Source organism: Pedobacter paludis (assembly GCF_003173575.1).
Taxonomy (GTDB): domain Bacteria; phylum Bacteroidota; class Bacteroidia; order Sphingobacteriales; family Sphingobacteriaceae; genus Pedobacter; species Pedobacter paludis.
This window is the reverse complement of the sequence record NZ_QGNY01000009.1, coordinates 109,444-121,215: the sequence shown is the minus strand read 5'-3', so window position 1 is coordinate 121,215 and position 11,772 is coordinate 109,444. Positions and strand designations below refer to the sequence as shown.

Here is an 11,772-nt window from a genome sequence, read left to right as displayed (position 1 = left end):
CTTTATTAAGATTATCCACCAATGGTGATCATGCTTCTATTCGTTAATAATTCGGCATCAATGTTTTCAAAATGTGTATGAAGTTGACCGCCAAGTTCTTTTTCTTTAGCCCAAATGGAAGATTTAATGAGGGGCAAAACTTCTTCACCGGCACGTAAAGCTGTTAAAAGATCGGTTTCTCCTTTTGAGAATAAACAATTTTTAAGTTTGCCATCGGCAGTTAAGCGCATGCGATTACAGCTGCTGCAAAAGGGAGATGTCATTGTGCTAATTACAGCAAAAGAGCCATCGTGGCCGGGGACCATAAAGCTTTTAGCGGTATCGTGTGGCGCAGCCTTAACAGGAAGAATTGTATATTCTTTTTCGATTACAGCTAAAATTTCTTCAAGAGAAAAAAGCTTATTGCTGGTCCAACGGTTTCCGCTAAAAGGCATAAACTCTATAAACCGAACTTGAATGGGATTATGTTTCGTCCATGCGATAAAATCCAAAATTTCATTATCGTTTAGGCCTTTCATTACCACCATATTTAGCTTTACGCCAATTTTATGTTGCAATAAAAGTTCGATATTGCTTTTAACCTGATGAAAAACATCACGTCTGGTAATCGTAAAAAACTTTTCAGGCTGTAAAGTATCTAAGCTGATGTTTATGCTTTTAATGTTTGCTGCTTGTAAAACAGGTAACATTTCATTAATTCTTGTTCCGTTGGTTGTAATGTTCAATTCTACGGGTAGTTTGCCTAATGCTTCGATAATTTTGGCTGCATCTTTTCTAACTAAAGGCTCACCACCAGTAAGTCTTATTTTTTTAACCCCTTGAGCAACAAAAATCTCTGCCAATCGGATAATTTCATCAGTCTGCATCAATCTCGATGCTGGTGTAAAATCATAATCTTCTTCTGGCATACAATAAAAACAGCGAAAATTGCAATTATCCGTTAAAGAGATGCGCAGATAATCGTGTACCCTACCAAATGAATCCTCTATCATACGTTTACCCGCTTATTTATGGTTCTGTAAATTTAAGTAATCTGATTGAGTATCTATATCTATTTCCCCATTTTCAAAAGGAACCGAAACAAGATCATTTGGATAAACTTTAAGGATCTTTTTAGCACCTTCTTCACCAGTTAACGCTTTTAAATCGCCAAAGTATTTTTTATCGAATAATACTGGCGTACCGATTATATTTTGATAATGGCTGGCAACAATACCTTTATTGGTATTGTTTTTTGCATCAATAAGTGAATCAAATATCGCTCTGCTAATAAATGGTTGATCGCAAACTGAAATAATGATACTTTCGATTTTATTGTTGAAGTTTAGCAAAGCTGATAATCCGGCATTTATGCCAGAAGCCATTCCAATTTCCCAGCTTTGGTTATCCACTATCAGAATCTTTTTATCTTTTATTTCCTGCTGGATAAGGTCTGAATTTGATCCGGTTACCACAGCAATGACCTGAATTTTTGCATTTTCTGCTTCTTCAATTACATGTGAGATTAAAGTTTTTCCATTTAACTCCAACAATTGTTTCGGGCGACCCAGTCTGGACGAATTTCCGGCGGCAAGAATAATGACTCCTGTATCCATTAGTTTTCGAGTTTTTCTGCACCAACATGAATCGGTGCATTTTTATCCCTTAAGGTTTTTCCAGATCTTCCTGCAAAAACGGCTCTAATTTCAGATACGATCGAAATCGCAATTTCCTCAGCAGTTTCTGCCCCAATATCCAGTCCAACAGGCCCGTGAACATGGCTAAGATCTCTACTTTCTTCAATCTGAAGTTCATCCAGCATCCTTATCAGTTTTTTCTTCGGACCAAGAACACCAATATAAGGCGTTTTAATTTTCAATAATCCAGCTAATATTGCCAAATCGTAATTATAGTTGTGGCTCATTAATACAATCGCTGTCCGTTCATCTATTTCAATTTCATTGAGCAAGGCATCAGCCTTATTAACCAATATTCGATCTGAGTTTGGAAAACGTTGAAGTGTAGCATGTGTTTGCCGACCATCTGCTACAGTAATTTGCCAGCCCAATACGGATGCAATTTCTACAAGTGGCTGAACATCGTTACCTGCACCTGCAATAATTAGCGAAATGGGTGGCGTTATAAATTCTAGAAAAGCATCGAAGTTTTGGCCATTAATAACGTACGATTCAAATCTTGACATTTTAAGTTTTAATACATCAAATGCATCATTTTTTAATGAGCCTGAAACCTCTTCAGCAACTTTTTCTAAACAATCATTTTCTCTGAACAACATTACCGACCCCGGTTGACTTTTATCATCAAGTGAAAAAAGAGTCGCAATGACGCAGTTTTCTCTTCGGGCGTTGGCAGTTTTTAGTAATACGATTGGATTTAGACCATCATCCTTTATGATAGGTTCGAAAAGAATATGTACAATGCCATTACAGCCAAGCTGAACACCAAATTTAGCGTCATCTTCGTCCATACTGTCGTAGGTAACTAAGCGATTTTCTTGTTGATTAATGGCTAAAAGTGCTTTTCTAAGCGCATCGCCTTCTAAGCAACCGCCACTTATGGCCCCTGTTAATTGTCCATTTTCGCAAATTAACATTCTTGCCCCTGGTCGGCGATAAGAAGATCCTTCTACCCGTACAACCGTAGCAAGTGCAGTTTTTAAGCCTGCCTTTTCTGCCAATTCGTAGCTTTTTATGATATCCTTGATCTCTTTCATTAGGGTAGGGATGTAATAACCATTTTGATATTCGCAATTTAGATATAAAACTTACAAAAGTTTATCGAAATGAATGGGAAATTCATTAATTCTTTTGCCCGTTGCGTTAAAAATAGCATTTGCAATAGCGGGCGGCATGCCAACCAAACCGATTTCGCCTATGCCCTTACTTCCCAATTCGTTCACAATCTCATCTTTTTCTTCTACAAAAATCACATCCAAATCATGAATATCAGCATGAACAGGAATATGATATTCCCCTAAATTTTGATTCATATATTTTCCAAATTGATGATCGGAAATGGTTTCTTCTCTCAAAGCCTTACTTATACTCCAAACCATTCCACCTAAAATCTGACTTCTGGCTGTTTTCGGATTGATTATTTTTCCTGCAGCAACAGCCGTTACAGCTCTGGTTACATTAATTATACCCAGTTCTTCATCAACTTCAACCTCTACAAATGCTGCGCTATGTGCTGCTCTCGAATGTTTTTTAAGCTTTAATAGGTTGGGTACATTGAAGTTTTTCGTTTTAATTGGCTTTCCCCCATTGGCTAGAATGAGATCTTTGATGGAAATTTCTTTTGATAAATTTAACCTCAATCGGATAAATCCATTTTGAAATACTACATTATCTAGTTCTGCACCTTTGAACGCTGAATTGGGAAGTCTTTGAGCGATTTTTAGCAGTTTTTTACGCATTGCTTCTCCCGCAACTTTAATTGCCGATCCTACTGTTGAAACGGTAAATGATCCGCCTTGAATTGGTGCAAATGGCATTTTACTATCACCATATTCGAATGAAACCATACTAAGGGGTAATCCTAATTCATCTGCAGCAATCTGTGACATTACTGTTAGCGTACCGGTTCCAATATCGGTTACCGCACTTTTTACAATTAATCTTCCTTCGGTAGTTAAAATTGCTTCTGCTCTTGCAGGTAAAATCATAGATTCCCAAACGCCTGTGGCCATTCCATAGCCAACTAATTTATTCCCTCTACGCATACTTCTTGGCTCTGGATTGCGGTTTTCCCAGCCGAATTTTTCTGCACCTTGAATAAAACAGGCTCTTAGTTCTTTACTTGAATACGGACGGTTTACACTTTCATCCCGATCTGCATAATTAATCAACCTAAATTTTATGGGATCAATTTTAGCCTGATGTGCAAGATCATCAATAGTACTTTCTATGGCATGAAGGCCGGTACAGCCTCCAGGTGCTCGCATATCAATAGGGGTGAACACATCCAGCGGAACCAAATTATATTCCATTTTAGAATTGGGGCTTGGATATAACATTGGTGCCCAATTCACTACGGTTTCCGTATAATCTTCATGTAGGGAAGTCTCCCCAATAGCTTCATGATACAATGAGGTTATTTTGCCATTTACATCTGAGCCAAATGTTGTTTTTTGAATAGTTGGCGGTCTATGTCCGAAAGTAAACATCTGGCTTCTATCTAATGTTACACGAACATTTCTTTTAAGTTCTAATGCCGCCATTACAGATAGAAAGAGCTGGTATTGTGGCCTTAACCCAGCACCAAAAGCGCCACCAACATATGGAGAGATTACCCTCACATCTTTAAAGTGAAGGCCGAAAACGTTGCCAACATATAATTGACAATTTATAGTGCCCTGTGTTTTATCGTAAATGGTTACTTTGCCTTTACCTTCATAAACGGTTGTTGTAGCAAAAAGCTCAAGTGGATTATGATGTTCAGTACCATGGGTGAAATCTCCCTTTGCTGTAAAAGCGGCTGCATTAATTGCTAAATCCACATTGCCTTTTTCTTTTGGTGGTGGTGGTTTTAGCATGGTTGCTAGTCCGGGTTGTGGTTTTCTGGCCTTCGATAAATTTGCCTGAAGATGGGTTGAAAACTTTTCTTCTTTGTAAACGGCCTTTAAAAGAGAGGCCGCATATCTGGCCAATTCAAAGGTTTCGGCTACGATTAATGCAATGGGTTGACCATTGTATTTTATTTCGGGTTTATGTAGTGGCCTAAAAGGAGATCCCGGAGGGGCATCCATATCCGAATATTGCATATCAAACCAAGCCAATGAGGGCCGGTTTTCGTGAGTAAAGATTTCTATTATACCGGGTATTTTTTTAATCTCATCGCTATTCATACTGATGATTTTACCCTTGGTAATCGTGCTGTTTACAACATAGCCATAAAGTAAATCCGATACATTATACTCACCTGCATATTTGGCTGCACCAGTTACTTTCAAGTGTCCTTCCAGCCGGCTTATGGGCTGACCTATTAATGGTTTTATAGACATATCATTTTTAATAAGTATAAAAATTATGCTGATGGTTGTGCACCAGGTAATTGCGAAGAAGGGTTGAGCGCCATTAAGCAGTTTCGAATTATGGCTCGTTTGGCAAGTTCTATTTTAAATGTATTAAACTCAAAGCCTTTTGCATCTTGTAATATTATTTCTGCGGCTAAAGAAAAATTTTCTCTTGTTGGAGCCTTTTCCTGAAGAAAATCTTCTGCTTCCTGAACCCGCCATGGTTTGGAAGCCACACCACCTAAAGCAATTCTAATTTCTTTTATTGTATCGTTTTCCAGTTCCATTGCCGTGGCAACAGAAACCAGCGCAAAAGCGTAAGAATTTCTATCGCGGAGTTTTAAATAAGAATAGTTTTTTTCAAAACCCTTTGCCGGCAGTTCAATACTTGTAATTAGTTCATTCGGCAAAAGATTATTATCCAACTCCGGTGTGTCATCCGGCAGGCGGTGAAACGCTGAAAAAGGAATTCTTCTTTCGCCCTCCGATCCGGTAACACAAACAGTAGCATTCAAGGCTGAAAGCGCCACGCACATATCTGAAGGAAATATCGCAATGCAATGTTCACTTGTTCCAAGTATGGCTAAATTTCTATTATAACCATTTATTGCTGAACAGCCGGAGCCAGGTTCGCGTTTATTGCAAGGTGTATTGGCATCGTAAAAATAATAACACCGAGTTCTTTGTAGCAGATTTCCGCCATTAGTTGCCATGTTCCTAATCTGCGCTGAAGCCCCGGCAAGAATCGCTTTTGACAGGAGTGGATAGCGTTGCTCTATAATAGGATGATAGGCAGTTTCTGCATTTGTTGCGAAAGCATTAAGCAAAACCAATCCATCTTTTTCTGTAACCGACTGATTTTTGATAGAATTTACATCCACTAAAGAAGAAACCCTTAATAAGTTATATTTTAAAAGATCAATTAAGTTTGTTCCTCCAGCTATAAATCTGGAATCCGTATGATTTGATATTTTTTCAACAGCATCTGCAATACTTTCACTCTTATAGAAATCAAAATCATTCATAATTACCTCCATTTTTAACTTCCATGATTGCGTTTATGATATTGGTATTAGCACCACAGCGGCAAAGGTTTCCACTCATCAGCTCTTTAACTTCAGCTTCAGTATTGGCTTTTCCTTCAGCCAACATACCTATGGCGCTACAAATTTGTCCAGGTGTACAATAACCGCATTGAAATGCATCATGCTCAATAAAAGCTTTCTGGAGTGGGTGTAAATCTCCTGATGGGGCTATTCCTTCGATGGTTGTAATTTCAGAGCCGTCTTTCATTACAGCAAGTGTAAGGCAACTCAAAATTCTCTTGCCATCGCAAATTACCGTACATGCACCGCATTGACCATGATCACAGCCTTTTTTTGTTCCCGTTAAATCCAGATTTTCCCTTAGGCAATCAAGCAGGGTTACCCATGGCTTTAAAACAAGCGATTTATCTTCGCCATTTATCTTCAGGCTAACTGTCGAAGCATTTTTTGCGTGCGAAATTGGTTTAGTGGTTTCAGTAAGCATAAAGGATGTTTTGTTAGTTTCCAATATCTTGCTAACACCAAAAACGGACTTTAAGTTTTCTACTGTGAGGTTAAAAATTTCTTTTCAATAGCAGAAGAGCTCAATAGGGGTGATCTCATCGATTTGATTGAATTTAAAGGGTAAATTTAGTGAAGGTAACTTTAAAGATAAGTTGATAATTAATTCTATATATACTGTCCTTTTTCTAACAAGCCGATAAGATTTGTTTGCGTTTTTATGAACTGATCCTTTAGATCGATCATTTTATTTTTTTCCGCAATAAGGTGTTTTAAGCGTTCGATTTCTTGGGCAGACTTTTGCTTGGATTGCGTTTGTATTTTCGAAAATACCTTGCTCTCCTCATAGTAGTGAAAGAAATTATAGTTCAGTATTTCGGAAATGTTCATTAGCAATTCAGTATCGATAGAAGCACTATTTAAAATATCCTGTGCTTTAACCTTGCTGATTTTAAGTTCTGTAGCAAGAAATGCACTAGATAAATCTTGCCTTTTCATTTCTTTCCAAATCATTAAACCTATGTGAACACTCATGTTGGTTAATTCCTTTAATTCTATGAAATTAGGAAAAACAAAAGTGACTTAGATTATTTTTTTCTAATGATAATTAGTCTAAATATGTTATTGGCTTTAAGACCTTCAGAGGAAGGTTAAGATTTAATTCTGCATCACTTTCACAAATAGAAAATTAAAACATATCCTTTGCCCGATACAGATTATCTGTAGACTGCAAAATTTTATCTCTTAGCTTCGGATTATAATTGGGATGCTTTTTTAAGAAATCGCTAACAACCTGATACGCCTCTTTGGTTTGATAATTTCCAAAAATTGCAGAAAGCCAAGATTGCGGAAAAAAAATATCTCCTGTTTTTTGAATTTCCTCTAATAAATTTAAGCTTTCAGGAAGATATTTTGATGATGTTGCTTGTCTTAAAGGATGGTGCAGATACGAAAGTGCTGTGGTTACCCAAGCTTCTTTTTGACGGTTTTTGCGTTCTCGCAGACTATAAAAAAAGCTATCTCTTTCCGCAACATTTAGAGATAGGGCCGGCATTAGGAAAATCAATCGATTTTTGCGATCGATATTCGTTGTGCGTGCTAATTGTTTTTTTAAAACGGCTGTAGCCGTATCCGATTTTAGTGAAATAGATAAGGCCATCGAAGTGTAATCATCATCAATTAATTTTACTCCTGATGGTGCCTGTTGTTTCTCCCAAATGTTGTATATGGTTTTAGATGCATCAGCGCTTAAATAAATATTCTGATAGGTGCCAAATAGAATCTTTTTATTATTTGGAAGCGTTTGGCTTTCCATCGAAGTCCAAAGTGCTTTCTCTAAAGTAGAACTGAACGCAAGCCTGTCTTTTGGCGAGGTAAAAGTCCAGTAAATATTAGAGATATAACCTGTTAACAGCCTAAGATTCATCTCGTTTTTTTCAATTCCAATTCCCTTGGTAAATGTTTTAAGCAACTCAGCAGAACTAAAAGACTTACCTGCAAGAACACTTTCGTAAGCATTAATATAGGCTGATGCACGCTCCAATGGGTTTTGTAAACGAAATACATTCTCCATCATATTTTTATCAATTGGGAACAGCCCATAACCCATTCCATCGGCATTAAAAAGCATATAAATTGGCTTTTCCAAGCCTTGAGCTAATTTTAAATCTAGTGTTTCGCCCTTAATATTTACAGGAATCGTTTTGCTAAAAGTAGGGTAGAATAGTTTTATGCTGAATGTTTGAGGCCAAATGCGCTGAGCACCAATTTCTGGTTTTTGGTTTATGGTTAAACTGCTGATTTTATTTCCGCTGTAAACAATTTTGTAATCAAAAACAGGTCGACCAGGTTGATTAACCCAAACCTTGTTCCACGCGTAAAGATCAGTTGTACTGTATTTGCTCAAAATAGAAATCAGATCGTTCCATGTTGCATTTTTGTAGGCATATTTTTTTAAATATTCTCTTATGCCTTTTTGAAAGTTATTCGCACCCATTAACTGTTCCAATTGGCGCATCATAATCGGTGCTTTGTGGTAAATAATATTGCCATACATAGAACCGGCATCTTGAAGATTATCCAATTGTTGCCTAATCGGGTTTGCGCCCAGCGTACGGTCTATGCCATACGCTGCGGGATAATGATCTTGAAGAAATTTAAGGTCGAAGGTTTTTTTACCCATCAATTTTTCGGTAACCTTATCGGCCATAAAATTGGCAAAAACCTCTTTCATCCAAACATCGTTAAACCATTTCATCGTTACCAAATCTCCAAACCACATATGTGCCGTTTCATGCGAAATTAGATTAGAACGTGATATAAACTGGTCTTTCGTAGCACCATCGTCCAAAAATAAGCTCGATGATTTGTATTGAACTTCTCCAGGATGCTCCATGCCGCCAAACTGAAAATCGGGAATGGCAACAAAACCAACTTTTTGAAAAGGGAAGGGGATGCCTGTCCATTCTTCTAAAAAATTAATCGCATCGCGATGGGCTATAAAAACCGAATCGACGCTAAGCTTAATTTTATTTACATCGGTTTCCCGATGTAGAAATTCCATATTTCGGTTTCCAATCGTTTGGTTTACATCTGTATATTTTCCTGCCGTGAAAGAGAAAAGATAGGTTGGCAATTTATCTGAATTGGCAAAATTGTAGGTTATATTTCCATCGTTAGTAACAGAATCCCTTTTAAGTCCGTTAGCAAGAACCTTCCAGTCTTTGGGGACAGTTAAAGTCAACAGAAAATTTGCCTTTAAATCTGGTTGATCAAAACAAGGGAAAACCGTTCTGGCATGATCAGGTACAAATAGGGCATACAGATAATCATTATTTCTATTTAGAGATTCATTTCCAGCGGTAAATTGTAAATCAATTTTATTTGTTGCCAAACGAAGGTATTTTTCATCGATGATTAAATGTTCGTTTTTCCAATTGATGGAAATTTTTGTTCCATTTACTGCAATGCTTTTTACATGATCGGCACTTTGTTTAAAATCCAATTGCAAAGCTTGCTGAATGGAACTCAAATCAAAAGAGATCTGCTCGGAGGCAGGTATCTCCGCATTCCTATCGGCCGGGATATTAAACTCGAGCTTATATTTGATGTTCGAGATTACCGTACTGCGGAATGTAGCTAGATCTAGGGAAACACCAGGTTCAATATTTACAGACTTTTGGCTTTTCTGAGCAAACGCTACAGTAAATGCAAGAAGAATCGGCAAGAAGATTTTAAAGGATAATTTCATTTTAAGTAATATTTAAGAATGAAGCATTTGCAGGATGGTTCCATAACCCATCCAAATCATTATTGCAACAACGCCGGCGCCAGCTAAAGTAAGCCACAAAGGCTGTTTATAACTTGATATAATTTTAGTTCGATAAGCGGCAATTAACATAACGCCTAACGCAATTGGTAAAATTAAACCATTAATGGCACCAACGGCTAACAAAATCTTTATCGGTTTTCCGATTATTACAAAAATGAAACAAGAAACCAATATAAACACGATAATAATTGCTCTGTTAAATTTTAGTATTAAAGGGTGAAAACTTTTAATGAAGGATATTGAAGTATAAGCAGAACCAACCACAGAAGAAATGCCTGCTGCCCAAATTACAAGTCCGAATACTTTATAGCCAAACTGTCCGCTAGCCAACTGAAAAACAGATGCCGCAGGATTTGCAGGATCTAAACGTGCTCCCGTGCTCACTACTCCAAGCGCAGCAATAAAAAGGAGTAAGCGCATTAAAGATGCTAAACCTATAGCGCTTAACGCACCTCTATTTACCGCTGGAAGATTTTCAATTCCGGTTTGCCGGGCATCCAATAAACGATGGGCGCCAGAAAAAGTAATGTATCCGCCAACGGTTCCGCCAACTATGGTTAGCACTGCTGTAAAACTGAAATGAGTTGGGTTAACCGATCGAATCGCTGCCTCTGCCAACGGCGGATTACTGATATAAGCAATAAACAGGGCAAGCATTATTTTTAATAAACCCATTGTCTTTGCGAAAGCATCCATGGCTTTGCCTGCTTCTTTATAAATGAATATTCCAATGGCTAAAACGGCACTAATTACTGCGCCTTGACCAACACTAATGCCAAATAAAACATTCAGTCCTAAACCTGCGCCTGCAATATTGCCGATGTTAAATGCAAGCCCGCCTAAAAAAACCAAAAATGAAAGAAAGTAACCCATCCCTGGAAAAACCTTATTTGCAATATCTTGGGCAGGCTTGTCTGCTACCGCAATAATACGCCAGATGTTAAGTTGTGCAACGGCATCAAGGATGATGGAAAGTAAAATAACGAAAGCAAAGCTGGCACCCAATTGTTCGGTAAAAACAGCTGTTTGCGTTAAAAAACCTGGTCCAATGGCAGAAGAAGCCATTAGGAAAGCTGCGCCAATTAATACACTCCAATTGTATTTCTTTTTCATGATTTCGGAGCTTTAATCTCGATGTCTTCGGCCTTTAATTTTGCTGAAATGTTTTTCGCGAAATCTACCGCATGTACACCATCACCATGTAAACAAAGGGTTTCGGCCTTTAGTGGAATTATATTTTTATTTACCGAGATTACCTGCTGTTGTTTTACCATCATCAAAACCTGTTTAATGGATTCTTGTTCATCGGTTATTAAGGCATTTTCCTGATTTCTTGGTTTTAACGAACCATCATCCTGATAACTCCGATCTGCAAAAACCTCTGATGCGGTAATTAAACCGATCTGTTTTGCAGCCTGAATCATTTCGCTTCCGGCTAAAGCATACAAAATTAATGTTGTATCAAAATCATGTATTGCCTGAGCAATCGCTTTAGCTAGTAATGCGTCTTTAGCGGCCATATTATAAAGTGCGCCATGTGGTTTAACATGGTTTAGTTTGCCATTAGCCACTTTAACAAAACCAGATAAGGCGCCAATTTGGTATAGCGTAATTTGGTATGCCTCTTTCGGAGAAATTTTCATTTCTCTTCTGCCGAAGCCTTGAAGATCGGGTAGGCCTGGATGTGCACCTATGGCAACGCCTTTTTTAACCGCCATATTTACGGTGTGTTGCATTACTTCAGGATCACCGGCATGAAAACCGCATGCAATATTTGCCGAAGTAATATAATCCATCAGAATATCATCATTTGGCATAGGGTAATTGCCAAATGCCTCGCCCATATCGCAGTTAAGATCTATGCTTTGCATCAAAAAAAA

Annotated in this window: 10 protein-coding genes; all 10 read right to left on the bottom strand. The window is 37.8% G+C overall.

Going from position 1 to position 11,772, the window contains the following annotated elements:
- Positions 1 to 11 precede the first annotated feature (11 nt).
- Entirely contained in the window at positions 12 to 992 is a 981-nt protein-coding gene (gene moaA, locus DF947_RS20485; protein ID WP_109932492.1) for a GTP 3',8-cyclase MoaA, read from the bottom strand.
- A gap of 12 nt (positions 993 to 1,004) precedes the next feature.
- Entirely contained in the window at positions 1,005 to 1,595 is a 591-nt protein-coding gene (locus DF947_RS20480; RefSeq protein WP_109932490.1) for a nucleotidyltransferase family protein, read from the bottom strand.
- Positions 1,595 to 2,713: an XdhC family protein gene (locus DF947_RS20475; protein ID WP_109932488.1), complete on the bottom strand. Its 1,119-nt coding sequence runs from the start codon at positions 2,711 to 2,713 to the stop codon at positions 1,595 to 1,597. Before DF947_RS20475 ends, DF947_RS20480 begins: the two co-directional genes overlap by 1 nt.
- A 51-nt stretch (positions 2,714 to 2,764) precedes the next feature.
- On the bottom strand, positions 2,765 to 5,002 hold the full coding sequence (locus DF947_RS20470; protein WP_109932486.1) for a xanthine dehydrogenase family protein molybdopterin-binding subunit: 2,238 nt from the start codon (positions 5,000 to 5,002) through the stop codon (positions 2,765 to 2,767).
- Positions 5,003 to 5,025: 23 nt separating this feature from the next.
- Positions 5,026 to 6,051 (bottom strand): FAD binding domain-containing protein, encoded by a 1,026-nt coding sequence (locus DF947_RS20465; protein ID WP_317046779.1) that lies wholly within the window; start codon positions 6,049 to 6,051, stop codon positions 5,026 to 5,028.
- Complete coding sequence (locus DF947_RS20460; RefSeq protein ID WP_109932484.1) at positions 6,032 to 6,544, bottom strand: (2Fe-2S)-binding protein; 513 nt, start codon at positions 6,542 to 6,544, stop codon at positions 6,032 to 6,034. The genes DF947_RS20465 and DF947_RS20460 overlap by 20 nt, the downstream gene beginning before the upstream one ends.
- 185 nt (positions 6,545 to 6,729) lie before the next feature.
- Positions 6,730 to 7,095: a hypothetical protein gene (locus DF947_RS20455; protein WP_109932482.1), complete on the bottom strand. Its 366-nt coding sequence runs from the start codon at positions 7,093 to 7,095 to the stop codon at positions 6,730 to 6,732.
- Between the two features lie 154 nt (positions 7,096 to 7,249).
- Complete coding sequence (locus tag DF947_RS20450; protein ID WP_109932480.1) at positions 7,250 to 9,811, bottom strand: M1 family metallopeptidase; 2,562 nt, start codon at positions 9,809 to 9,811, stop codon at positions 7,250 to 7,252.
- 12 nt (positions 9,812 to 9,823) lie between these two features.
- Positions 9,824 to 11,005, bottom strand: a complete 1,182-nt coding sequence (locus DF947_RS20445; protein WP_109932477.1) for an NRAMP family divalent metal transporter — start codon at positions 11,003 to 11,005, stop codon at positions 9,824 to 9,826.
- Positions 11,002 to 11,763 carry a LamB/YcsF family protein gene (locus DF947_RS20440; RefSeq protein ID WP_109932475.1) on the bottom strand — a complete coding sequence of 254 codons (762 nt, stop codon included), beginning with the start codon at positions 11,761 to 11,763 and terminating at the stop codon, positions 11,002 to 11,004. Before DF947_RS20440 ends, DF947_RS20445 begins: the two co-directional genes overlap by 4 nt.
- Positions 11,764 to 11,772: the final 9 nt, after the last annotated feature.